23 protein-coding genes are annotated in these 24637 nt (G+C 37.6%); 22 read left to right on the top strand and 1 reads right to left on the bottom strand.

Annotated elements, in window-relative coordinates; all coding sequences use genetic code 11:
• The first annotated feature begins 1 nt into the window (after position 1).
• The 4 genes from PCY16_RS10980 (at position 2) to PCY16_RS10965 (ending at position 3260) form a co-directional block, all read left to right on the top strand.
• Entirely contained in the window at positions 2-469 is a 468-nt protein-coding gene (locus PCY16_RS10980) for an isochorismatase family protein (RefSeq protein WP_195413409.1), read from the top strand.
• Positions 466-1827, top strand: coding sequence for a DNA repair protein RadA (radA, locus tag PCY16_RS10975; protein ID WP_073686093.1), 1362 nt, complete (start codon positions 466-468; stop codon positions 1825-1827). Before PCY16_RS10980 ends, radA begins: the two co-directional genes overlap by 4 nt.
• An 88-nt stretch (positions 1828-1915) precedes the next feature.
• Positions 1916-2611, top strand: coding sequence for a TIGR00266 family protein (locus PCY16_RS10970; RefSeq protein WP_037598509.1), 696 nt, complete (start codon positions 1916-1918; stop codon positions 2609-2611).
• Positions 2612-2762: 151 nt separating this feature from the next.
• Positions 2763-3260, top strand: coding sequence for a carbonic anhydrase (locus tag PCY16_RS10965; protein ID WP_195413408.1), 498 nt, complete (start codon positions 2763-2765; stop codon positions 3258-3260).
• 94 nt (positions 3261-3354) lie between these two features.
• Here PCY16_RS10965 and PCY16_RS10960 read toward each other — a convergent pair whose 3' ends face one another.
• Positions 3355-3708, bottom strand: a complete 354-nt coding sequence (locus tag PCY16_RS10960; protein WP_002885872.1) for a DUF3397 domain-containing protein — start codon at positions 3706-3708, stop codon at positions 3355-3357.
• A gap of 171 nt (positions 3709-3879) precedes the next feature.
• On the opposite strand from PCY16_RS10960, the gene rplK reads away from it, so the two are divergent.
• From rplK to tgt, 18 genes are all read left to right on the top strand, one after another.
• Positions 3880-4305, top strand: a complete 426-nt coding sequence (gene rplK / locus PCY16_RS10955) for a 50S ribosomal protein L11 (protein WP_002885648.1) — start codon at positions 3880-3882, stop codon at positions 4303-4305.
• A 99-nt stretch (positions 4306-4404) separates the two neighbouring features.
• Complete coding sequence (rplA, locus tag PCY16_RS10950) at positions 4405-5094, top strand: 50S ribosomal protein L1 (protein WP_037598508.1); 690 nt, start codon at positions 4405-4407, stop codon at positions 5092-5094.
• A 181-nt stretch (positions 5095-5275) separates the two neighbouring features.
• The gene (locus PCY16_RS10945) at positions 5276-7246 is read left to right on the top strand and encodes a peptide ABC transporter substrate-binding protein (protein WP_002886978.1); all 1971 of its coding nucleotides are present in this window, start codon (positions 5276-5278) and stop codon (positions 7244-7246) included.
• Between the two features lie 235 nt (positions 7247-7481).
• Positions 7482-8936 (top strand): glutamate--tRNA ligase, encoded by a 1455-nt coding sequence (gltX, locus tag PCY16_RS10940; protein ID WP_195413407.1) that lies wholly within the window; start codon positions 7482-7484, stop codon positions 8934-8936.
• 465 nt (positions 8937-9401) lie between these two features.
• Positions 9402-10709, top strand: a complete 1308-nt coding sequence (locus PCY16_RS10935; RefSeq protein ID WP_037600068.1) for a GHKL domain-containing protein — start codon at positions 9402-9404, stop codon at positions 10707-10709.
• A gap of 55 nt (positions 10710-10764) precedes the next feature.
• Positions 10765-11655, top strand: a complete 891-nt coding sequence (locus PCY16_RS10930) for a hypothetical protein (RefSeq protein ID WP_002891966.1) — start codon at positions 10765-10767, stop codon at positions 11653-11655.
• Between the two features lie 21 nt (positions 11656-11676).
• Positions 11677-12957 (top strand): hypothetical protein, encoded by a 1281-nt coding sequence (locus tag PCY16_RS10925; RefSeq protein ID WP_195413406.1) that lies wholly within the window; start codon positions 11677-11679, stop codon positions 12955-12957.
• Positions 12958-12977: 20 nt separating this feature from the next.
• On the top strand, positions 12978-14294 hold the full coding sequence (locus PCY16_RS10920; RefSeq protein ID WP_195413405.1) for a GHKL domain-containing protein: 1317 nt from the start codon (positions 12978-12980) through the stop codon (positions 14292-14294).
• A 1-nt stretch (position 14295) separates the two neighbouring features.
• Complete coding sequence (locus PCY16_RS10915; RefSeq protein WP_002885796.1) at positions 14296-15039, top strand: LytTR family DNA-binding domain-containing protein; 744 nt, start codon at positions 14296-14298, stop codon at positions 15037-15039.
• A 951-nt stretch (positions 15040-15990) separates the two neighbouring features.
• The gene (locus PCY16_RS10910) at positions 15991-17190 is read left to right on the top strand and encodes an argininosuccinate synthase (RefSeq protein ID WP_195413404.1); all 1200 of its coding nucleotides are present in this window, start codon (positions 15991-15993) and stop codon (positions 17188-17190) included.
• Positions 17191-17516: 326 nt separating this feature from the next.
• Entirely contained in the window at positions 17517-18902 is a 1386-nt protein-coding gene (argH, locus tag PCY16_RS10905; RefSeq protein WP_195413403.1) for an argininosuccinate lyase, read from the top strand.
• An 84-nt stretch (positions 18903-18986) separates the two neighbouring features.
• Entirely contained in the window at positions 18987-19322 is a 336-nt protein-coding gene (gene rnpA, locus PCY16_RS10900) for a ribonuclease P protein component (RefSeq protein WP_037601516.1), read from the top strand.
• Between the two features lie 114 nt (positions 19323-19436).
• Positions 19437-20243, top strand: coding sequence for a membrane protein insertase YidC (locus PCY16_RS10895; RefSeq protein WP_195413402.1), 807 nt, complete (start codon positions 19437-19439; stop codon positions 20241-20243).
• Positions 20244-20254: 11 nt separating this feature from the next.
• Positions 20255-21298 carry an RNA-binding cell elongation regulator Jag/EloR gene (jag, locus tag PCY16_RS10890; RefSeq protein ID WP_195413401.1) on the top strand — a complete coding sequence of 348 codons (1044 nt, stop codon included), beginning with the start codon at positions 20255-20257 and terminating at the stop codon, positions 21296-21298.
• A gap of 131 nt (positions 21299-21429) precedes the next feature.
• Complete coding sequence (locus PCY16_RS10885; RefSeq protein ID WP_195413400.1) at positions 21430-22026, top strand: TetR/AcrR family transcriptional regulator; 597 nt, start codon at positions 21430-21432, stop codon at positions 22024-22026.
• Positions 22023-22586, top strand: a complete 564-nt coding sequence (locus PCY16_RS10880) for an NAD(P)H-dependent oxidoreductase (protein WP_073686074.1) — start codon at positions 22023-22025, stop codon at positions 22584-22586. Before PCY16_RS10885 ends, PCY16_RS10880 begins: the two co-directional genes overlap by 4 nt.
• Before the next feature lie 195 nt (positions 22587-22781).
• A complete protein-coding gene (rpmH, locus tag PCY16_RS10875) occupies positions 22782-22916 on the top strand; it encodes a 50S ribosomal protein L34 (RefSeq protein WP_002885866.1) in 135 nt (44 codons plus the stop codon).
• Positions 22917-23120: 204 nt separating this feature from the next.
• Positions 23121-24263, top strand: a complete 1143-nt coding sequence (gene tgt, locus PCY16_RS10870) for a tRNA guanosine(34) transglycosylase Tgt (RefSeq protein ID WP_037600045.1) — start codon at positions 23121-23123, stop codon at positions 24261-24263.
• Positions 24264-24637: the final 374 nt, after the last annotated feature.

The raw sequence follows: 24637 nt of genomic DNA, 5'->3' as shown, positions 1-24637 counted from the left end.
TATGGCAGACTATTTATTAGTTGTAGATATGCAGTCAGATTATGTTGCTGTAGGAAAAGCATATCATGAAGAACTGACTGCAGCTGTAAATGACAAAATTGCTAGCTATCCCAGCGACCGGGTTATCTATATTCTCAATCGTTTTTTCTGGGAGAGAAAAGATAGAAAGAAGAAATTTGCGACCGGCTTGCTGCTTGTATCTTCTCGTATCTTTGAGAAGCGTCGGGCTTCTTGCTTTACTAATCCAGATTTAAAAGATTTTTTAGAGGGGAATGCTGCTAAAAGCTTAGAGTTTATAGGGGTAGATGGCAATGGCTGTGTCAAGGCTTCCATTTTGGCAGCTGTCAGGGAGAATTATCAGGTTTCTGTCGATTTGTCCGCTGTCGGAGTTGCTAACCAGAAGAAATTTAAAAAAACATTGCATAAGTGGCATTCTGTCGGAGTAATCGTAGAAGGAGAATCATCATAGCAAAGAAAAAATCAACTTTTGTTTGTCGAGAATGTGGCTACAATTCACCCAAATATCTAGGGCGCTGTCCTAACTGTTCTTCTTGGTCCTCTTTTGAAGAAGAGGTTGAGGTGCAGGAGGTGAAAAATGCCCGTGTCAGTTTGACGGGTGAAAAGTCTAAACCAACTAAATTAAAAGAAGTATCCTCAATCAATTATGCCCGCATAAAGACTGATATGGACGAGTTTAACCGTGTTTTAGGTGGCGGTGTGGTTCCGGGCAGTCTGGTTCTTATTGGAGGAGATCCAGGGATAGGGAAATCAACCCTCCTCTTACAGGTGTCAACGCAACTGGCTAACAAGGGTACAGTCCTCTATGTATCTGGAGAAGAATCTGCCGAGCAAATCAAATTGCGGAGCGAACGTTTAGGTGATATTGATAACGAATTTTATCTTTATGCTGAGACCAATATGCAAGCGGTTCGCAGTCAAGTAGAGGCCATCAAACCTGATTTCCTCATTATCGACTCTATTCAGACCATCATGAGTCCAGAGATTTCTGGCGTTCAAGGTTCTGTTTCTCAGGTTCGTGAAGTCACTGCTGAACTTATGCAGATTGCCAAAACCAATAACATTGCCACATTTATTGTTGGACATGTGACCAAGGAGGGACAACTGGCTGGGCCACGTATGTTGGAACACATGGTGGATACTGTGCTTTATTTTGAGGGGGAACGTCATCATACCTTCCGTATTTTACGAGCAGTCAAAAACCGTTTTGGTTCAACCAATGAGATTGGGATTTTTGAGATGCAGTCTGGTGGTTTGGTAGAGGTGCTAAATCCTAGCCAGGTTTTCTTAGAGGAACGCCTAGACGGTGCTACAGGTTCTGCCATTGTTGTGACAATGGAAGGTAGCAGACCTATCTTAGCTGAAGTTCAAGCCTTGGTGACACCAACCGTCTTTGGTAATGCTAAGCGGACAACGACGGGACTGGACTTTAACCGTGTCAGTCTGATTATGGCTGTTTTAGAGAAACGTTGTGGCCTTCTTCTCCAAAATCAAGATGCCTATCTCAAATCGGCTGGTGGTGTCAAACTGGACGAGCCAGCTATTGACCTTGCTGTAGCCGTTGCGATTGCTTCTAGTTACAAGGAGCTTCCAACCAATCCACAAGAAGCTTTTATAGGAGAAATTGGGTTGACTGGAGAGATTCGCCGAGTAACTCGCATTGAACAGCGTATTAATGAAGCTGCTAAATTAGGTTTTACTAAGATTTATGCTCCTAAAAATTCGCTTCATGGCATGAAGATTCCAGAAGGTATCCAGGTCATTGGGGTCACGACGGTAGGAGAAGTACTCAAAAAAGTCTTTTCTTAAAAAAAGGCCTCAAAACAAGTGTTTAGAAGCGCTTGTAAAAATACCTATTCGATGCTATACTTTTCATAAGGATAGGGAGGTATTTATTATGCAATTTTTTACAGACAGCAATATGCAATTCCCGCTAGTAGAGTTATCTCTTAATCAAGGTGAAACAGTCTTTATCCAGCGTGGCAGTATGGTATATCACACACCGAATGTGACACTGAGTACCAAATTAAATGCCAGTGGATCAGGTTTAGGTCGCTTTGTAAAAGCAGTTGGGCGTTCAATGGTTTCGGGTGAAAGTAGCTTTATTACTCAGGTTGTCTCGCAGTCCAATAATGGCTATATAGCCCTGGCCCCTGATTCTCCAGGTCAAGTGATTCCACTTTATTTAGGTGAAAAACAGTACCGACTAAACGACGGTGCCTTTCTTGCACTTGATGGTACAGCTTACTATACAATGGAGCTCCAGTCTGTTGGTAAGGCTCTTTTTGGTGGTCAGGGTGGTTTCTTTGTAATGACTACCCAAGGCCAAGGAACTCTCTTGGCAAATGCTTACGGCTCTATTAAAAAAATTGAGCTAAACAATCAAGAAGTGACTATTGATAATGCTCATGTCGTTGCCTGGAGTCAGACACTTGATTATAATATTCACCTGGAAAATGGTTTCTGGCAGTCTATTGGGACAGGAGAGGGTGTTGTTAATACCTTTAGAGGAACAGGTGAAATTTATGTTCAAAGTCTCAATCTTCAAACCTTTGCAGGCTTGCTTAATAGATACTTGCCAAAACGTTCATAATATAAATTGAAGGAGGATGGATGCTTGTTAGCATTTATTCTCCTTTTTTATGTTGCGAACTCAATAGCTGACAAGTTAATAAAAAGATGATAAGATAGTGTGTAAATAATTTGATAGTCAAATTATTTTCTTCATTAGAAAGTGAGTTATTATGTCTTATTTTGAAAACTTTCTCAATGCCAACAAAGCCTATGTTGACCTCCACGGGACAGCCCATCTTCCCTTGAAACCAAAGACTAAGGTGGCTATTGTGACTTGTATGGATTCACGCCTTCACGTTGCTCAGGCCTTGGGGTTAGCCCTAGGTGACGCTCATATTTTGCGTAATGCGGGTGGTCGTGTGACGGAAGATATGATTCGTTCTTTGGTCATTTCTCAACAACAGATGGGGACACGAGAAATCGTAGTTCTTCACCATACAGATTGTGGTGCTCAGACCTTTAAGAACGATGAGTTTACCGCTTATCTCAATAAAGAACTTGGTGTTGATGTTTCTGATCAAGATTTTCTTCCATTCATAGATGTAGAAGAGAGTGTTCGTGAAGATATGGCCATTCTTCGTCAGTCACCGCTTATCCCTGAGGATGTTATCATCTCCGGTGCGGTTTATGATGTAGATACTGGCCGAATGACTCAAGTTCAACCCTAATACCGAAAAGTTAAGCAGGCATGGTTGCCTGCTTTTTTCATGTTTTGACATAAAAAACTCAGCACACAATAAATCTGCTGAGTTAATCTAGTTTTTAAGAAACAATAAAAATGAGAATCACGGTCCCCAAATAGAAAAGACTGGTGATAAAAAAGCTGATACGCCAGAACAACTTAAGAAAACGTTTAAATTTAAAGGATTGTGTTTTTCTCAGCATTTGAATCGTGATAATTATAGCCGCCAAGGATAATAAAATGGTGATGTAAGGCAAAAAGCTATGGGTAAAGAAACGGGCTGACACAGCAACTACCTCAATAAAATAAAGAGGGAAGGTAAGGTCAGCAAAATTAAGCCCGAGGTATTTTAAACTGAAGAAGCGGTGGATAATAAAAGCAAAGATAGGTGTTAGAATCAAAAATGCTATAGCAAAGAATTTATATAGAATCATAAGTCTATTTTACCTCGAAAAGCCCTTTATGTAAATTTTTTCCTAAACTTAATAAGAAATTCTTGCATCTAAAAAGAATTTCTGTATAATAGATAAGGTATGTAAAAACATACTTGTGGGAGGTAACAAAACTTACTTACCGCCAAAACCACAATAGGAGGAAATTACAAAATGGCTAAAAAAGTCGAAAACATCGTAAAACTTCAGATTCCTGCTGGTAAAGCGACTCCAGCTCCACCAGTTGGACCAGCTCTTGGTCAAGCCGGAATCAACATCATGGGATTCACTAAAGAGTTTAACGCTCGTACAGCTGACCAAGCTGGTATGATCATCCCAGTTGTTATCTCTGTGTATGAAGATAAATCATTTGATTTCATCACTAAAACACCACCAGCTGCTGTTCTTTTGAAAAAAGCTGCAGGTGTTGAAAAAGGTTCAGGTACTCCAAACTCAGTTAAAGTTGCTTCAGTAACTCGTGCACAAGTACAAGAAATTGCTGAAACTAAAATGCCTGACTTGAACGCTGCAAACATCGAATCAGCTATGCGTATGATCGAAGGTACTGCACGTTCAATGGGATTCACTGTTACTGACTAATTCAGTTAACAAGAAAACCACAGACGTCGTCTCACTTCGCTGAGTGACGTGGAAGATGAAAGTCGTTATGACCACATTACACAAGGAGAAATAATTAACATGGCTAAAAAAAGCAAACAAATGCGTGCTGCTCTTGAGAAAATTGACAGCACAAAAGCTTACAGCGTAGAAGAAGCTGTAGCTCTTGCACAAGAAACTAACTTCGCAAAATTCGATGCTACTGTTGAAGTATCATACAACCTTAACATCGACGTTAAGAAAGCTGACCAACAAATCCGTGGAGCAATGGTATTGCCAAACGGTACTGGTAAAACTCAACGCGTTCTTGTATTTGCTCGTGGTGCTAAAGCTGAAGAAGCTAAAGCAGCAGGTGCTGACTTCGTTGGTGAAGACGAACTCGTTGCTAAAATCAACGGTGGATGGCTTGACTTTGACGTTGTTGTTGCAACACCAGACATGATGGCAATCGTTGGTCGTCTTGGACGTGTCCTTGGACCACGTAACTTGATGCCAAACCCTAAAACTGGTACTGTAACTATGGATGTTGCTAAAGCAGTTGAAGAGTCTAAAGGTGGTAAAATCACTTACCGTGCTGATAAAGCAGGTAACGTACAAGCTATCATCGGTAAAGTTTCATTCGAAACTGAAAAATTGGTTGAAAACTTCAAAGCATTTAACGATGCAATCCAAAAAGCTAAACCAGCTACAGCGAAAGGTGCTTACATCACAAACCTTTCAATCACTACTACACAAGGTGCTGGTATCAAAGTTGATCCTAACTCATTGTAAGGGTAGTAAAGGGCCTATCTTCGGATAGGCTTTTTTCTTGCTCTAAACACGAAATTTGAGTAGAAAATAAAAAATATTCAGAAAGTAGTGTTGCTTTTTCGAATTTATGGTATAATTTAAGCGTATACACATAATTATTGATTTTTGAACTTTTTACGTTGCGAATTTAAGGAGGCAATGAATGAAAAAGAGTAAGGTATTTTTACTGGCAGCCGTAGGCCTGTTATCTGTAGGTGTTTTAACGGCTTGCTCGTCATCAAGTAAGACGTCTGGTAAGACTTATAATTATGTTTACGGTGGCGATCCTGCAACCCTAGACTATGTTTCTACAAATAAGAAAAATATGACGACAGCCGTTAGTAACGGTGTTGATGGTTTGTTTGAAAATGACCAATACGGGAATCTAAAACCTTCTGTCGCTGAAAACTGGTCTGTTTCTCAAGATGGTTTGACCTATACTTACAAGATTCGTAAGGGTATCAAATGGTACACTTCAGACGGCGAAGAATATGCCAATGTAACAGCTAAAGACTTTGTAACAGGTCTTAAGCATGCTGCTGATACAAATTCTGAAGCGATTTATTTGCTACAAAACTCAGTTAAGGGCTTGAATGATTACCTTTCAGGTGCCAATAAGGACTTTTCAAATGTAGGTATCAAGGCTGTTGATGATTACACCTTGCAATATACGCTTAGTCAACCAGAGCCTTACTGGAATTCAAAATTGACCTACTCTGTTACTTGGCCTGTTAATGGAGAATTCTTGAAATCTAAAGGTAAAGACTTTGGTAAGTCAACAGATCCGACTTCTATTCTCTATAACGGTCCATACCTTCTTAAATCTTTGACAACGAAGTCTTCTATCGAGTTTACCAAGAATGAAAATTATTGGGATAAGGATAATGTCTACTTTGATACAGTTAAATTGACTTACGATGATGGTACAGACCAAGAATCCTTGGAACGTAACTTCACAGATGGAGTCTATAACTTAGCTCGCCTATACCCAACTAGCTCAAACTATTCTAAAGTTGAAAAACAGTACAAAGACAATATTTTCTATACACAACCTGGAGCAGCTGTAGAAGGTGTTGGTATTAATATCGATCGTCAAACTTATGGCCATACCTCTAAAGAAAATGACCAACAAAAGACATCAACTAAGACAGCTCTTCTTAACAAAGATTTCCGTCAGGCATTAGGATTTGCTATTGACCGTACGAATTATGCTGCACAACTTAACGGTAAAGAGGGTGGTAGTACTGCCGTTCGTAATATCTATGTTAAACCAGACTTTGTTCAAGCAGATGGTAAAGATTTCGGAACTATGGTAATGGATCAATTACCAAGCTATGGTGATGAGTGGTCTGGTGTGAATCTTGCAGATAGTCAAGATGGGCTTTATAATCCAGAAAAAGCTAAGGCTGAATTTGCTAAAGCCAAAGAAGCTCTTCAAGCAGAAGGGGTTCAGTTCCCAATTCATTTGGATGTTCCTGTCAATCAGTCAAATAAAATCTTTGTGAACCAAGTGCAGTCACTTAAACAATCTATTGAATCAGCTCTTGGAAAAGATAATGTTGTACTTGATCTTCACCAATTGTCAACTGATGATTTTTACAACATTACTTACTCTGCTTCAAATGCAGCGGCAGAGGATTGGGACTTGTCAGTGGGTGTGGCTTGGGAGCCTGATTACCTTGATCCATCAACTTATCTTGATGTCTTGAAGACTACAAATAGCGAAAATACTAAGTCCTTCATGGGTTATGACGATCCAAATAGTCAAGCGGTTGAAAAAGTAGGTCTTAAAGAATATGACCAATTGGTTGATGATGCTTCTAAGGAAACAACAGACTTGACAGCACGTTATGAAAAATATGCAAAAGCTCAGGCATGGTTGACGGATAGTGCACTTTATATCCCAACGACTACTTATAACGGAGCAGCCGCTGTAATTTCTCGTATTAAGCCATTCTCAGGAGCATATGCTCAAGCTGGTGATAAAGGTTCTACATACTACTTCAAGTATCTTAAATCTCAAGATGATATTGTAACTAAGAAACAATACGACTCAGCTTATAAAGATTGGCTTAAAGAAAGAGCGAAATCTAATGACAAAGCTCAAAAAGATCTTGCCAAACACGTTAAGTAATCTATCGAAAACGTCTACCTTTAGGTAGTCGTTTTTTTAACAAAATTTCTCGAACCACCCCTAGATTGTGATATAATAAGAAAGATTGGTACTCGCTTCTAGATTTTTATTTGGAAAGTTTGGGGGCTAGAGTTACCTACGGGTACTTATCATCTTAAGTTAGTCCTAAGAAAGGGACTTTAGGCTCAATAGGTATCCAAAGACTGAAGAATGAAACATAAAAAGGAGATTTATCTTGACTAAAGATATCCGCGTTCGTTACGCACCAAGTCCAACAGGGCTTCTACACATTGGTAATGCTCGTACAGCATTGTTTAACTACCTTTATGCACGTCATCATGGTGGTACATTCATTATCCGTATTGAAGATACTGACCGTAAACGTCACGTTGAAGATGGTGAGCGTTCACAGCTTGATAACTTGCGTTGGTTGGGAATTGACTGGGATGAAAGCCCTGAGACACACGAAAACTATCGTCAATCAGAGCGTTTGCCACTTTACCAAAAATATATTGATCAACTTTTGGCAGAAGGTAAAGCCTATAAGTCATATGTAACTGAAGAAGAGTTGGCTGCAGAGCGCGAACGTCAAGAAGCGGCAGGTGAAACTCCTCGTTACATTAACGAGTTCCTTGGTATGACTGAAGAAGAAAAAGCTACCTACATCGCAGAACGTGAAGCGGCAGGTATTGTTCCTACAGTTCGTTTGGCGGTTAATGAGTCAGGAATTTATAAATGGCATGATATCGTTAAGGGAGATATCGAATTTGAAGGTGGCAATATCGGTGGCGATTGGGTTATCCAGAAGAAAGATGGTTACCCAACTTACAACTTTGCGGTAGTTGTTGATGACCACGATATGCAAATCTCACACGTTATCCGTGGAGATGACCATATTGCCAATACACCAAAACAACTCATGGTTTATGAAGCTCTTGGTTGGGAAGCACCTGAGTTTGGACACATGACCCTTATCATCAATTCTGAAACTGGTAAGAAGTTATCTAAACGTGATACTAACACCCTTCAGTTTATCGAAGACTACCGTAAAAAAGGTTACCTTCCAGAAGCAGTCTTTAACTTCATTGCTCTTCTTGGTTGGAATCCTGGCGGTGAAGACGAAATCTTTTCTCGTGAAGAACTCATTAAACTTTTTGATGAAAACCGTCTAAGTAAGTCACCAGCGGCCTTTGATCAGAAGAAATTGGATTGGATGAGTAACGACTACATTAAGAATGCAGATTTCGATAAGGTCTTTGCTCTTTGCAAACCTTTCTTGGAAGAAGCTGGTCGTTTAACAGATAAAGCTGATAAATTAGTGGAACTCTACAAACCACAAATGACAGCTGCAGAAGAAATTGTCCCTCTTACAGATCTCTTCTTTGAAGATTTCCCAGAATTGACAGATGCTGAAAAAGAAGTTATGGCTGGTGAAACAGTACCAACAGTACTTGAGGCTTTTAAAGCCAAACTCGAAGCTATGTCTGATGATGAGTTTGTTGTTGAAAACATTTTCCCTCAGATTAAGGCTGTTCAAAAAGAAACAGGAATCAAAGGGAAAAACCTTTTCATGCCAATCCGTATTGCTGTTTCAGGAGAAATGCACGGTCCAGAATTGCCAGACACTATTTTCTTGCTCGGTCGTGAAAAATCAATCAAACATATTGATCAAGTTCTTGCAACATTATAAAAACAAACCCAACAATTGTTGGGTTTTCGAATGCACATAAACAATGTATCAGCAATTAATGGGGTATTACTAAGAGTGTATTTGTAATATAATGATGATATTTCGTAATCATATCATCATTTTCAAAACTTTAAATTAGTTTTATAATAGATTGGTAATAAAAAGTAGGGAGGAGTGAGCATTATGAGAAGATTTGGTTGGTATTTCTACTACGTCATTGGCATGTACCCATAAAAAGAGGTAATGAGTCAGTTAAAGAGCTTAGAAAACTAAGCTCTTTTTTATGTTTATGAAAAGTAAGGGATATGGGAAATGGTCTGACGGTCATATTAATAATTGATTGTTCTTAACCAAGAAAAAATAAATTTATATTTTTAGCTTTTTCTAATAGGAATGACGCTAAATTATATATTTATGTTACAATAAAGTAGGTTGATTTTTGAAAGGAAAGGGGGGAGTCTAGAGATGATCGTTTTGTTTACGGTTCTACGTCTATTGGCTATTTTAATTGTTAGTCACGATATGTCAGGTTTGCTCAAAACTTGGAAGAGTAAATGCTGGTTTATCGCAGGGAGTCTCTTGCTCTCTCTATTTGTCGGAGGCATTACAGGGTCGCTCTTAGCACTTTTGTTCTGCTATCTTTTCTTAAATAAAATATCAAGTAGTGAAAAGAATTCTTTTCTTTTCACCTTTTTGCCGTGGGTTTTTGTTGAAGTCACCTCGAAACTGCTTCAACTTTACTTTTTCCCATGGATTTTTCAAATTAATTATTTACAGGTCAAGGATACCCCAGTACTTATTGCTTTGTCTTATCTCTTGATTTATCCAATTTTTCATCTGATTGTCAAAGTATTCTTTATTGACTTTGGTGCTCTCAATGTTATGGGAAATAACCATACTTACCAAGTTAGGCAACGCTTATTGGTTGGGGTTACTCTGGCTTATATTGTTTTATCTTTAATTATTTTCTATGCCAGTAACATCTTTCCTTACACAGGCCTCTTTATTTATTTAGCAGGCAGTATTACGATTGTTTACTCCATTCTCTTTATTTTGCTCTTTGCTCAGCTTAATATCTATTCTAAGAGAAGAGTGAAAAACCAGTTGGCCGAAGAAATGGCTAGACATGAGGAAAGTTTAGAGGAATATAGCCACCGTTTAGAAAATCTCTATAATGATATTTCTCAGGTGAAGAAGGATTATCTTGAAGGACTTAAGACAATGGAGGTTAGTATCCAACGTCGAGACTTACCTGCTTTGAAACAAGAGTATGCAGAGCTTTTAGAGAAATCTGGAAATAGCTTAACTTTGTCAAATTATGAATTGTCACGTTTGATCAACTTAGAAATCACGTCTCTCAAGAGTCTCTTTTCTGCTAAAGTGCTTGAGGCAGAGAACTTGGGAATTAAGGTCAATTTGGAGTTACCAGATGTTATATCGTCAACTCAGATAGAGGCCTTAGATTTGGTTGTGATTTCTTCAGTCTTCTTAAACAATGCTATTGAGTCGGCAGTGGATTCTGAAAATCCTACTTTAACCATATCCTTCTTTAAAAATCAAGGTTATCTTATCTTGGTTATTGATAATACAACCAGAGAAGAACGTATTCCTGTGTCAAGGATTTTTGATGAAGGGGTTTCTAGCAAAGGTGAAGGCCGAGGACTTGGTTTGTCTAAGGTCGCAGATATACTTAATCGCTATCCAAAAGTAAATCTTGAGACTCGTAGTTGTGACCATCATTTTACTCAGGTCCTCTCTTTTCAGGATAATTGATAAATCAAAGATAATATTTGTGGAGGATAAGGGAAAATAGAAAGGGGGAAAACATATGCAACTTGCGATTGATGGCCTTATTGCTTTGGTTGTTGTCGTTTCACATCTTGTGATTTTAGCTAGAATGGCTTATCTAGATGTTTTTACTTACCGTTATATTCCTTATGTAATCGTAGTAACTGCCGTTAAGTGGTTAGCTAAGGTTCTATGGCAAATTGATATTCCAGATGCAATCTATCTCCTAGTCTTTATTTTTCTTGAAAAACCTCAGGCTTTACGAGAAGAAAAGTATTTTTATGCTTTCTTTGCCCCTGTCTTTTGGACCCTGATTACAAGTTTCTTTAGTTTTTATCTTTTCCGAGTTTTCTTTAATAAGCCGGTTGAGTTGGTTCCAAACCATTTAGGAATCTTGGCTGTAGATAGTGTTGTCCTTCCCTTCTTTCTAGGCTTGCAAAAAATGTTCGGTTTAGATAGCTTTTTTAAGGAACCATATCAGGACTTGCAGGATAAATATAAGAGCATGCTTTTGCAAGTTGATCATATTTTAATTATCAGTTATCTGCTTATCCTCTTTAAACAGGAGATATTCTCCTTGCTCCTGAGTCAGACCTACCTCCCGGGTTACCCTCAAATTTATATTTGGGTTGGTTTTCTTATACACATGTATATTCTTGTTCGTTTTGTTTCCTACGGTAAAGATGTTCGTGATAGTAAAATTCTTAGAGAACAAGAGGAGCATTTGAGGAGTCTGGAAGCTTATAATGAAAAAATCGAAACTGCCTATAAGAGTGTACGCTCATTTAAACATGATTATGAAAACATACTCATTAGTATGCAGACAAGTATTGATAGTGGGGATTTTGACCTTATTGAACAAACCTATCAGGATATTTTGAAAAAGGCGGGTCAAGAACTCATTGAAGAAGATGACGAAAATGTCTCTTGAGTATAAACAGGAAATATTATCATGAACTTACAACTTTGGACCATGGTATCTCTTGAAAATAGTATTATTCAGATTATTAGTTTTCATATTACCTGGTTTATTTATAAAAAACTAACAAGGAGCACACTAGCTTACTGGAAAGTATTTTGTTTAAGTCTCTTAGGTATAGTGGTATCACTTGGTAAAGGTGATGGCTTCTATTATCAAGTTGTTATCTTTTTAGCTTTGGCCCTAAAGGAACGTCGGGAACATCGTTTGACGCTCTGGGCAAGCCTCTTTTTTGGAGCTTTCTCGGTTATTTTTACTGATTTATTTGCGACTTTTACACCATATTATGTATTTAATAATTTGTTTACAAATATGACTTTGGGTGAGATTCAAGAAAACTTCTTCCTCAAATTGTTATCTTTTGTACTGATTTACCCATTCTTTCTCTATGTCAATTATCTTTCAAGTTCAGATGTTGATAAGGTCAAGGAATTGATTTATTCACGTGGTCGCGAACGTCTGTTGATAGCCGTTGATCTGACCTTTGCACTCTACATTACTTGTAGTACTATTTTGGTATCAACAGGTAGTGATGTGGGAGAGCCAATTTTTATTGCAATGGCAGTTTATCTCCTAATGGTAACAACCTTGAACCGCTATTCTCATAAATTTGTCAGAGAACGTAGTAAGGAAGCTGTGGGGACCTATGTCTATAACTTGGAAGTCTATAATAAACATATTGAGGATCTTTTTACAAAAGTAAAGCCTATTGAAAAAGATTTTGAGAGTCTTTTGGTAGCGCTTGAGACTCCATTGGCTAAAAATCAATTATCAGAGGTTTTATCTGTTTATCATGAGCATTTGAATCATCTTAAACTTGATAATTTGGACTTAAATGATAAGTTGGCTCCTCTGTTCGAGATTCCTTATCCGGTATTAAGAAGTTGGATTGTAAACCAAATCATTCCTTTGGAACAAAAGGGTATCACCGTTAGATTGGATGTCAACGTTGATGCTTATCCTGACAATTTAAATATTGCAGTTCTTATTAGAGTTTTAGAACGTTGCATGAATTTAGCTGAAAAACTTTGGGCCAAGGAGCCGGAGACAGATATTGGTTTCTTTATTCAACAGAATGAGGATGGCAATCTCAGCTTTATTCTTGAGAATACCAACCAGGAAGCTGATCCGAAACTAGACGATAGTCTGGCTATTAGTCGTGATTTTGCCCAGTTTTGCTGGTCAAACGGTATCGGTTTAACAAATAAAAAAGAATTATTTAAAACCTATCAAATTGTTACGGTAGGACTATAATCTTAGAAAGGAGGATAACTATGCTGGGTAACATCTTATTTCAAATTTTGATGTTTGTCATCATTTGGGATATCTACTTACGTATTGGTGGGCAAAACACTAATCTTAAAAATCGTATGCTTTATTTGTTATTTGATGTTGCTCTATGCATTTGGGGACAACTTATTGGACGCTACATAGGCATAGTACCTCCCTTAGTAGCCATTGTAACATTGACATTTAGTTATCAACTGAATAAAAGTGTCACTTCTGTAGAGCGCTTTTTTCTAGGTTTTTACCCGGTGGTACTAGTCGATTTGGCAAGACGTTTTTTGGCTACCTTCTTCTTCCCGCCGATGCTTGGAATAACTGCTGCTACTTTAAACAACAATATTTGGTGGTCTATGGTACCACTTTCCTTTGTCATGTTGACGGTCAGAATAGTAGATTTTATTTTACGTCTAGATTTTACAGATATCTTGAAAGTTGCTGCCCAACAAGAAAAAAAGAACCGTCTGGGTTTGGTCAACATGCTTCTTTTGCTTTATTATTTAGTTATCTTTTTGGTGTCGACATTTGATACTTATTTTCCAGAGTTACATCTTGAGAGTAGGTTTCGTGTACCATTGGTAATGGGATATCTCTACTTACTCCTCTTTGTACTAGGAGCTGTGAACCAGTTTGCTAAGGAAAAAATAGAGCAGGATTTGGCGATGAAGCAAGCCAACTATCTTGATGATTTGAAGCGCGAGAATACTAGGGTGGAAGGTTTGTATAGAGACTTGATGCATGTTCGCTCTAACTATAATTTTCTGCTTAATAATTTGAGAGATATCGAAAGAACAGGAGATATTCGTTCTTACAAAAAAGATTTAGTTGATCTTTATGTCAATCGAGATCAGCACAGCTTTTCGACTCAGGTCACAGATTTGGATAATATCCAAAACCCAAGTATTCATAGTCTACTTTCATCAAAATATCATGAAGCTCAGATGTATCGACTTAATATTCATGCAGAGATTCCAGATCCAGTGACTCATAACTATCTAACTGATTTAGATTTAGCTGTGGTTTTGGGTCACCTCATGGATAATGCTATTGGTGGTGCTCGTAAAGCCAGTGAGGGTTTCATTAGTCTGGCCTATTTTGATGAAGAAGATTGCCAGAGTTTTATTATTGAAAGTACAATTGCAGATGAGCAAGTTCCACTTTCAATGATGAGTACCCAGACTCCTCATCCTGAGGGTGGTATAGGTGTTAATGCTGTTCAAGATATCTTGGAACGTTATCCGAATACGTCCTTCTCTGTCCGTAGTCAGAATCATAAAATGATGCAAATACTAGAAATGAGGCCCTAATATGAATATTTACATTTTAGAAGATGACTTAATGCAGCAAACACGTATTAGTGACATCATCAGAGAATTGGTTTCAGAGGGCACGTTTTCCGTACGAAAACTTGAAGTTTTTTCTAAACCCCACAAACTATTGTCCAGTATCAACGAGAAGGGTAACCATCAGGTTTTCCTTTTGGATATTGATATTGATGGTGAGCGAAAGAAGGGGCTAGAAGTAGCCTCAGAAATTCGCCAACAAGATGCTAATGCGGTTATTATTTTTGTGACAACTCACTCAGAGTTTGCACCGATTAGTTTTAAATACAAGGTTTCTGCACTAGATTTTATTGATAAGACAGTTTCTAATGCAGAGTTCAAACAACAACTAAAACAAACATTGACTTTTGTAAATCAAAAAGTTGGAGATGTGGATGATGATGAGATATTTGTGTTTGAAACAGCACAGTCTCGAATTCAAGTCCCTATGAGAGATATTTATTATTTTGCGACTGCTGTGACACCTCATAAGGTGATGCTGATTACCAAAACAGAGCGTTTGGAGTTTTATGCCAATCTTGGAGATATTACTTCGGTGAATAAAAAACTCTTTTCTTGTCATCGCTCGTTTTTAGTTAATTTGGATAATATTTCTCGTATTGATAAGACTCAGTTGATGATTTACTTTGAAAATGGCGATTCTTGTCCAGTTTCACGTTTGAAAATGAAGGCCTTGCTTAAAAAATGGTCTGAGGTAAAAGAACATTAGTCATTGACTAATGTTCTTTTTAGTCTAAAAAAGTATGTGTATATTTCATGGGTGATTGATTATTTTATAAGTGAGTAAATTCTGTAAAAACACAAAATAGATGTCTTTTAGTGATGAAATTTAGAGATTTATAAAAAAATAACTACAAATAATGCAGTTCAGGATGAAAAAACGACATTCTATGAAATCGTATAGACAATTAAATTGAAAAAAGTTATTATATAATCAAGATATGTGATTCGGAAATGAGACATCGTCAATCTTATTGAAATCTACATACACTTTATGAAAATAAATAATGTACTTTTATATAACTTTTTCCTAATCCCCATTTTTTATTGGCCGCTCGTCCAATTACATATCTTTTTTATAGAAATTAATAGGCTTGAGAAATCAAGCCTTTTTTGTTTTTAAGAGGATTAGTGCAGATTGGGATAAAAAGTACATTCTGTGAGTGAAATTCGACATTTTAGGAAAAGAAGATATACATTTTGGGATTGCATGCTATAATGTAATCAAGGTTAGAGAGCAAGAAGAATGTATGGTTTAAGTTAGTCCCTTAAACATAATAATTTCCCTCATTCATTCTATCTAAAATTGCTGTTGTGTTCTCTACCGATGATGCTGTTGTTCAAAAGGTCTGTACTTTGTACAGGCCTTTTGGCATTTTAGAAGATAGATAGTTAAAGATGCTTTTGAATCTATTTGTATCGTTTCAAGAGTGTTTTTTTATTTTCCACCATTCCTTGCATAAAATTGAATAAAAATTAAGAATTACGCACTTTTCAGGTCGAAATAATAAATAAAAACAAATAAAAACAAATAAAAACGAAATAAATATAAAAAAATAACAAAAAACCGTTGACAAATGAATAAATATGCAATATAATAAATCTCGTAAGGTTGATAGAGATAGCAACCGCAAGAAAATATAAGAAAAGAGAAAATATTATGTCAAAAGAGAAAGTTATTCTTGCCTATTCGGGAGGTCTTGATACCTCAGTCGCTATTACATGGCTTAAAAAAGATTACGATGTTATCGCTGTTTGTATGGATGTCGGTGAAGGTAAAGATCTTGAGTTCATCCATGACAAAGCTTTGACAGTTGGAGCTATCGAGTCATACGTGCTTGATGTCAAAGACGAGTTTGCTGAAGACTATGTGCTTCCAGCACTTCAGGCTCACGCTTACTATGAACAAAAATATCCTTTGGTTTCAGCGCTTAGCCGTCCAATTATTGCTAAAAAATTAGTTGAGATTGCTCATGAAACAGGAGCAACAACTATCGCTCACGGTTGTACTGGTAAAGGTAATGACCAAGTTCGTTTCGAAGTTGCCATTGCTGCCCTAGATCCAAGTCTTAAAGTAGTAGCGCCAGTGCGTGAATGGAAATGGTCTCGTGAGGAAGAAATTGAGTATGCTAAGGCTAATGGTGTTCCAGTTCCAGCAGACCTTGATAATCCTTACTCAGTCGATCAAAACCTTTGGGGACGTGCTAACGAGTGTGGTGTTCTTGAAAATCCTTGGAATCAAGCTCCAGAAGAAGCTTTTGGAATTACTAATTCACCAGAGTCTGCACCAGATGAAGCTGAATATGTCGATGTAACCTTTAAAGAAGGGAAACCAGTTGCCCTTAACGGTAAAGAAATGAAATTGGCTGACCTTATCCAAGAAATGAATGTTATTGCTGGCAAGCATGGTATAGGACGTATCGACCACGTTGAGAATCGTCTTGTGGGTATCAAGTCACGTGAAATTTATGAATGCCCAGGAGCTATTGCGCTTTTGACAGCTCATAAAGAAATTGAGGACCTAACTTTGGTACGTGAAGTTTCTCATTTCAAACCAATTCTTGAAAATGAATTGTCAAACCTTATCTACAATGCTTTGTGGTTTAGCCCAGCAACACAAGCTATCATTGCTTATATTAAGGAAACACAAAAAGTTGTTAATGGTATCGCTAAAGTAAAACTTTACAAAGGGCATGCTCAGGTTGTAGCACGTCAATCAGCTAATTCATTGTATGATGAAAACTTGGCTACTTACACATCAGCGGACAGCTTTGATCAGGATGCTGCGATTGGATTTATCAAGCTTTGGGGGCTTCCAACACAGGTAAATTCTCAAGTTAACCATCCGTTTGACAATTAATGACAGATTTCATAAGAAAAGCAGAATATGAGAAGGAAAATTCTTAATATCAGATAAAAGTGGACAGGGAGCCACATCTGATACTCTTTTCTTATAACTTATATTATTATCGTTAAGGCGTTCTGAGAGGCGTCACGAGCCTAAATAAACTGCGACAGAGATCGAGATTTAGGAAAACAAGTGTCCAGAGAGACAAATTAAGCTAGACAAATACTATCTAGCTTTTTTCATTTAAGTTGTTGTGACCTAAGAGGTCGTTACTTGTTATAAGTATTAAGAAAGGATGGAAGGTTATCTCAGTGTAGGGAAATCTTCAAAATAAAACTATGGCAGAAAATCATAAACTATGGGGCGGTCGGTTCGAAGCTAGTCTTGAAAAATGGGTAGAAGAATTTGGTGCTTCAATCTCCTTTGACCAAAAGATGGCAGAGTTTGATCTTAAAGGGTCTATTGCCCATGTCACTATGCTTGGTGAGACAGGAATTATTACCAAAGAGGAAGCTTTACAAATTAAACAGGGATTGGAAGAGCTGCTTAAGGAATATAAGGCTGGTAAACTAGAATTCGATGTTTCCAATGAAGATATTCATATGAATATGGAGAGCCTTTTAACAGCTAAAATTGGACCAGTAGCAGGAAAACTTCATACAGCACGTTCACGTAACGACCAAGTGGCAACGGATATGCACTTGTATCTGAAAGCTAAATTAGTGGAAGTTATTGAGAAGCTTGATAATTTACGTGGTACTTTAGTCAACCTAGCAGACAAACATACCTATACAATTATGCCAGGCTACACCCACTTGCAGCATGCACAACCGATTTCTTTTGGTCACCACTTGATGGCTTATTACAACATGTTTACACGTGATGCCGAACGTTTTGAATTTAATATCAAGCATACGGATATTTCTCCACTCGGAGCTGCTGCACTGGCAGGAACAACTTTCCCAATTGATCGTAATATGACATCTGACTTAATGGGCTTCGCAAAGCCATATAGCAATTCCTTGGATGCTGTTTCTGATCGTGACTTTATTCTCGAATTCTTGTCAAACTCAAGTATTCTAATGATGCATATGACACGTATTTGTGAAGAAATCATTAACTGGTGTTCTAACGAGTTTAAGTTTGTGACTCTATCAGATACTTTTTCAACAGGCTCTTCCATTATGCCTCAAAAGAAAAACCCAGATATGGCAGAACTAATTCGTGGGAAATCAGGTCGTGTCTATGGCAATCTGATTGGATTATTGACTGTGATGAAGTCATTGCCTTTAGCCTACAATAAAGATCTCCAAGAAGATAAAGAAGGTATGTTTGATACGGTAGAAACGATTACTGTTGCTATTGATATTCTCGCAGGTATGCTCAATACAATGACTGTTAACGACAAGCATATGGCAGAATCAACAGAGAAAGATTTTTCAAATGCTACAGAGTTGGCTGATTATCTTGCGTCTAAAGGACTTCCATTCCGTGAAGCACATGAGATTGTTGGAAAACTTGTCCTTGAGTGTACCAAAGCTGGTTATTATCTTCAGGATGTTCCTCTCGAACGTTATCAAGAAGTTTCAGATTTGATTGAAGAGGACATCTATGAGACGCTTAAATCTCATACAGCTGTTGAACGTCGTCATTCCCTTGGTGGAACTGGTTTTGACCAGGTTAAATGGCAAATCAAAGAAGCTCAAAAAGCTCTAAAAAAATAAGTCTCTAAGGCCCTAACCATAAGGTTTTGGGCTTTTTTGCTATTTATGATATAATAGTACTAATTTTGAGTTTGGAGTCGCATTTTGAAAAAATCTTATCGCGTTAAGAAAGAGAAAGACTTTAAAGCATTATTTGATGCGGGACACAGTGTTGCTAATCGAAAATTTGTTGTCTACAGTCTGAATCGTGATCTGCCTCATTTTAGAGTAGGTTTGTCGGTCAGTAAGCGTCTTGGTAATGCGGTTACTCGGAATCGGGTAAAACGTCGTCTACGACATGCATTGATGGACATGTCATCTCAGTTAGAACATCAAGATTTTGTCGTTATTGCTCGTAAAGGTGTCGAAGACTTAAGTTATCAAGACATTTATAGCAATCTCGTTCATGTCTTAAAAATAGCAAAGTTATATAAGGACTAGAAAATTATTTTGCTTCTTTACATTGTAGGATAAACTAAGATCGTTCCTGATTTTTGAGATAGTCTTAATGAATGGAAGCAAGCAGTTCTTTATCGTATTAAAAAGGAGTTTTTAGTGAAGAAAAAACTTAATTTATTTATTTTAGGTGCAGGAGTTCTCTTGCTTTTGTCCGCATGTGGACGAAGTGATGTTACAAGTCATTCTACAGGCCTTTGGGAACGTCTCATTTTAATGTTTGGGAAGGCTATTCAAGGGCTCTCATTTGGTGGTTCTATTGGATTAGGGATTATCATTTTCACGATCTTAATTCGTGCGGTAATGATTCCTCTTTATAATCGCCAAATTAAGTCAAGCCGTGAACTACAAGAGTTGCAGCCAGAGTTACGTCGCTTGCAGAGTGAGTATCCTGGACGCGAGAATCGTGAAGCTCTTGCATATGCACAACAAGATTTTTATAAAGAGCATGGTGTAAATCCTTACGCAAGCTTTGTTCCTCTCTTGATTCAATTTCCTATTTTGATGGCTCTTTATGGAGCGCTCACGCGAGTGCCAGAATTGCGAGAAGGAACATTCCTCTGGGTTGACTTAGGTCAGAAAGACCCTTACTTTATTCTTCCGATTTTGGCGGCTGCTTTCACCTTCCTTTCAACTTGGTTGACCAATAAGGCAGCTAAAGATCGTAGTGCAATGCTTCTTGTTATGAATATCATGCTTCCAATCTTTATTTTCTGGTTTGGAACTCAGATTTCTTCAGGGGTAGCACTTTACTGGGCAGTTTCAAACGCCTTCCAAGTTATTCAGATTTTGGTTTTTAATAATCCGTTTAAAATCATCGAAGAACGTAATCGTTTGGAAATGGAAGAAAAAGAACGTAAAGCTAAGATTCGTCGTGCCAAGAAAAAGGCGCATAAACGTAAATAAGGAGGCTTATTATGGTTGTCTATTCTGGACGAACAGTCGAACAAGCTATTGAAAAAGGTTTGAAAGATCTTAATTTACCCCGTATGAGGGCTCATATTAAGGTGATTTCTCGTGAGAAAAAAGGTTTTCTAGGGTTCGGAAAGAAGCCAGCTCGAGTTAGCGTTGAACCAATAAATGAAAAGATAGCTCATGAAGCAGATCAAAACACCGTTAAAGTGGCTCCTGGTGCTATAAAACAATTCGACGATTCTGTCGCAAGTCCAAAAGACGAAACGATTGCTTTCAATAAAGTGACAAAACTCGTTACGGTTTCAGATAATAAGGAAATTGCACAAGAAAACTTAAAGCAACCAGTGTCTACAGAGCCCCTTGGTGAAGAGTTGACAGATAAGAAACAGGAGCAACCAAAGGCAACAATTATTCCTCTATCTGTTAAACGTGAGTCATCAGAAGAGGATGCTACAGAATTTATGGCAAGTTCGCTTGAACCTCAACTAGAACCAGTTGCTCAAGTTCAGACTCTGGAAACTTCAGAAGGAGATTTCAGTGCTTTTGTGGCATCTGAGTTTAGTTCAGATGATTCTTCTGAAAATAATTTAGAAGATATTCAAGCAGCTGCAGATGATGTTTTATCTTATCTTGAAAAAATTATCTATGAAATGGATGTTGATGCTAGCCTAGAGGTTAGTCACAATCGTCGCAATATTATCATTCAGATTGAAACAGACCAGCCTGGTCGTGTTATCGGTTATCATGGCAAGGTTCTCAAGTCTTTACAACTTTTAGCGCAAAATTATTTGCACGATCGTCATTCTAAACGCTTTAGTGTTGTTCTTAATGTTCGTGATTATTTGGAGCAACGCACAGAGACTTTGATTGATTTAGCAGAAAAAACGGCAGCTAAAGTAAAAGAAACAGGCCGAGAGTATGTTATGGATCCAATGACGAATAGCGAACGAAAAATTATCCATAAGGCACTTTCTCAAATTGAAGGGGTTGAAAGTCACTCGGAAGGGGACGATCCTAATCGTTACGTTGTTGTGACAAAAGTATAATTAGAATAGCGTTATTGCTTACAGAAACTAGTCTTATTTGAAGGCTAGTTTTTTTTGACAATTAAAGGTAGACAGTGTATACTTTTAATAAAAAGTAATCGCTGTCTACTTATATGCAAAAAGGAGTCAAAATGAAACGTAATACTGCTGAATTGAAGGAAAAGTTAATTACAACAGGAATTGAGGAGATAAGAATAAGAGGGATCGATCAACTATCTATCCGAACGGTGGCTCAAAGATGCGGGATCACCCATGGAGCACCCTATAAGCACTTTGAAAATAAGGGTGTATATCTTCAGGTGGTTTTAGAGCGTTTATCCGAGATCTTTTTGAAGTATCTGACACAAGGAATAGACTCTTCTCTTGATGTAAGGGATCAATTAGTATTAATGGGGTGTAATTTTGTGGAATTTGCTCAAAAAGAAACAAACAGTTTTGAGGCCTTATTTATTAAGTTTCCTTTCAATTATATGGAACTAACCCAGAACAGTATCTCTGTTAATGCCCATTTACCAGGATTTGAGCACTTTAAGAGTGTGGTTTTGAAGCTAAAAAGTGAAATGAACATTTCTGGTAGTGAGACAGAAATATTAGTTCATATCTGGAGTTTTATTACTGGATTAGCTGTTTTGGTAAGGAGTCCTATTGGTGATAATTTCAATAGTAACACTATTGAAGAGACTGTTAGTACTATGTTAGACATCTACGTTAAAGGAGCTAAACAATGAAAACCTTAATTATCTACGCACATCCAAACGACAAGAGCTACAATGCCTCTATACTAGAGACAGTCAAGGAGAATTTATCGTCTAAACATGAGTTAAAGGTTCTAGATTTGTATAAAGAGCGGTTCGATCCTGTTTTACGCTTTGATACAACGCATAGGAGAAGAGACCTAGCGCACGATGTAGCTATGAAAGACTATCGAGATTTAATAATTTGGGCAGATCAGTTGATTTTTATTTTTCCAATTTGGTGGAGTGGAATGCCGGCTATCCTGAAAGGATTTATTGAACGCGTCTTTGCTGCTAGTTTTGCCTATGAAAATACACCCCGTGGATTGGATGGTAAACTGACTGGGAAAGCTTGGATTATTACAACCCACAATACACCAAAGATAGTTCTACCTTTAGTTCAAGATTATAGCAAAGTTCTAAAATTTCAAGTCCTGAAACCTTGTGGTATTAAATCGGTCAAAGTTACCCAGATTTCACCTGTTGAGTATATGGGTGACCATAAGCGAAAAGAGGTGCTCAAGAAAATAGCTAAAATAGCAAGAAGGTTATGAGCAAGCGATGATATAGGGATAGTAATGTGGTCTACAATTATCACCAGCCTAAGGGTTTCAAAGATATAATAAAATTAATATCTAAGTAATTCTTGACAAGATTAAGCTATTGCTATAAAATAGTATGGTATGTTTAGTAACTGATCAAAAATAGCCGGCTAAACGAATACGAAAATCTATCAGGAGGTATTCAACGTGAAACGTACTTATCAACCAAGTAAAATCCGTCGTCAACGTAAACACGGATTCCGTCACCGTATGTCAACTAAAAACGGACGTCGTGTTCTTGCAGCTCGTCGTCGTAAAGGACGTAAAGTTCTTTCAGCATAAGACGTTATTGAAAGCAACAGTGCTCGAGACTGTTGTTTTTTTGTTTGCTATGAATGTTAGTATTGGTGTTTGATGGTATTCATCGAGAGTTTGAAAATATAGAGCTGACAATTCTTGTGATTTTTGATAAACTAAAGCGGTTGTGGATAATGACCACTGACTAAAAAATACTTAGGGCTGTTTTTCCTAATGTAAGGAGTATAAATGACTGATTTTCCTATTAAATATCGTCTTATAAAGAAAGAAAAACACACAGGAGCGCGCCTGGGGGAAATTATCACGCCTCATGGAACTTTTCCAACGCCGATGTTTATGCCTGTAGGCACCCAAGCTACAGTAAAAACGCAATCCCCTGAAGAATTAAAACAGATGGGTTCAGGAATTATTTTGGCCAATACCTATCATTTATGGCTAAGACCTGGTGATGAGCTCGTTGCTAAAGCTGGAGGACTCCATAAATTCATGAATTGGGACCAAGCGATTCTTACAGATAGCGGTGGTTTCCAAGTTTATTCATTGGCAGAAAAACGCAATATTTCTGAAGAAGGTGTAACATTTAAAAATCACCTTAATGGAAGTAAGATGTTTTTATCTCCTGAAAAAGCAATCTCGATTCAGAATAATCTCGGTTCAGATATTATGATGAGCTTTGACGAATGTCCTCAATTTTACCAACCATACGATTATGTGAAAAATTCTATTGAACGGACAAGTCGTTGGGCAGAACGAGGGCTAAAAGCACACCGTCGCCCACATGATCAAGGCCTATTTGGAATTGTGCAGGGAGCAGGTTTTGAAGATCTTCGCAGACAGTCTGCACAGGATTTGGTTTCCATGGATTTTCCAGGTTACTCAATTGGAGGTCTTGCAGTAGGAGAAACTCATGAAGAGATGAATGCAGTTCTAGACTTTACTGTACCTTTACTTCCTGAGAATAAACCACGTTATCTTATGGGTGTAGGGGCACCAGATAGTTTAATTGATGGTGTTATTCGTGGTGTTGACATGTATGATTGTGTTCTCCCAACACGAATTGCTCGTAACGGAACTTGTATGACGAGTCAAGGACGTCTTGTGGTTAAAAATGCGGCGTATGCAGAAGATTTTAGCCCTATAGATCCTGAGTGTGATTGTTATACATGTAAGAATTACACACGTGCTTATGTGAGACATTTGTTGAAAGCAGATGAAACGTTTGGAATTCGCCTGACTAGTTATCATAATCTCTACTTCTTGGTAAACTTAATGGCCAAAGTACGACAAGCTATTATAGATGACAATTTGCTTGAGTTCCGCCAAGATTTCATTGAAAAATATGGTTATAATGCAAGTAAAAGAAATTTTTAAATAATTTATTTAGCAGTACATAATTGTACTGCTTTATTTTTTTTGAAAAAACCTATTGACAAGTATTGATATGGGTGATAAGATATAAAAGTTGTCTTAACAGACTTGCCACAAACTTGAAAAGGTTCCAAAACTTTAAAAAAGTTATTGACAAGACAAGTCAGAGATGATATTATAGATTAGCTGTTTCGGAAGGAGCAGCCAACACCAAGAAGTGAAAAAAACTTCGAAAAAAGTGTTGACAAGTCATTCTAGATTTGCTAGAATATAGGAGTTGTCTTAAGAGAGACAAAGACCTTTGAGAACTGAATAAGAAACCAAGTGCAGGGTTATGATAGAAGAAATTATAACCTGTCAATTTACAAGAATAAATC

It is taken from the genome of Streptococcus sp. SS4, from assembly GCF_030440125.1.
In the GTDB taxonomy this organism is placed as follows: Bacteria; Bacillota; Bacilli; order Lactobacillales; family Streptococcaceae; genus Streptococcus.
The sequence above is the reverse complement of the archived record's forward strand: the minus strand, read 5'-3'. Positions and strand labels throughout refer to the sequence as shown.

What these genes read in the sequence shown, in the direction of transcription:
- PCY16_RS10970 (WP_037598509.1), top strand. Translation starts at nt 1,916, where the DNA reads ATGCAATTTTTTACAGACAGCAATATGCAATTCCCGCTAGTAGAGTTA.
- rplK (WP_002885648.1), top strand. Translation starts at nt 3,880, where the DNA reads ATGGCTAAAAAAGTCGAAAACATCGTAAAACTTCAGATTCCTGCTGGT.
- tgt (WP_037600045.1), top strand. Translation starts at nt 23,121, where the DNA reads ATGACTGATTTTCCTATTAAATATCGTCTTATAAAGAAAGAAAAACAC.
- rplA (WP_037598508.1), top strand. Translation starts at nt 4,405, where the DNA reads ATGGCTAAAAAAAGCAAACAAATGCGTGCTGCTCTTGAGAAAATTGAC.
- PCY16_RS10925 (WP_195413406.1), top strand. Translation starts at nt 11,677, where the DNA reads ATGAACTTACAACTTTGGACCATGGTATCTCTTGAAAATAGTATTATT.
- PCY16_RS10930 (WP_002891966.1), top strand. Translation starts at nt 10,765, where the DNA reads ATGCAACTTGCGATTGATGGCCTTATTGCTTTGGTTGTTGTCGTTTCA.
- PCY16_RS10885 (WP_195413400.1), top strand. Translation starts at nt 21,430, where the DNA reads ATGAAACGTAATACTGCTGAATTGAAGGAAAAGTTAATTACAACAGGA.
- PCY16_RS10980 (WP_195413409.1), top strand. Translation starts at nt 2, where the DNA reads ATGGCAGACTATTTATTAGTTGTAGATATGCAGTCAGATTATGTTGCT.
- PCY16_RS10945 (WP_002886978.1), top strand. Translation starts at nt 5,276, where the DNA reads ATGAAAAAGAGTAAGGTATTTTTACTGGCAGCCGTAGGCCTGTTATCT.
- argH (WP_195413403.1), top strand. Translation starts at nt 17,517, where the DNA reads ATGGCAGAAAATCATAAACTATGGGGCGGTCGGTTCGAAGCTAGTCTT.
- PCY16_RS10920 (WP_195413405.1), top strand. Translation starts at nt 12,978, where the DNA reads ATGCTGGGTAACATCTTATTTCAAATTTTGATGTTTGTCATCATTTGG.
- PCY16_RS10960 (WP_002885872.1), bottom strand. Translation starts at nt 3,708, where the DNA reads ATGATTCTATATAAATTCTTTGCTATAGCATTTTTGATTCTAACACCT.
- PCY16_RS10965 (WP_195413408.1), top strand. Translation starts at nt 2,763, where the DNA reads ATGTCTTATTTTGAAAACTTTCTCAATGCCAACAAAGCCTATGTTGAC.
- PCY16_RS10880 (WP_073686074.1), top strand. Translation starts at nt 22,023, where the DNA reads ATGAAAACCTTAATTATCTACGCACATCCAAACGACAAGAGCTACAAT.
- PCY16_RS10935 (WP_037600068.1), top strand. Translation starts at nt 9,402, where the DNA reads ATGATCGTTTTGTTTACGGTTCTACGTCTATTGGCTATTTTAATTGTT.
- jag (WP_195413401.1), top strand. Translation starts at nt 20,255, where the DNA reads ATGGTTGTCTATTCTGGACGAACAGTCGAACAAGCTATTGAAAAAGGT.
- PCY16_RS10915 (WP_002885796.1), top strand. Translation starts at nt 14,296, where the DNA reads ATGAATATTTACATTTTAGAAGATGACTTAATGCAGCAAACACGTATT.
- PCY16_RS10910 (WP_195413404.1), top strand. Translation starts at nt 15,991, where the DNA reads ATGTCAAAAGAGAAAGTTATTCTTGCCTATTCGGGAGGTCTTGATACC.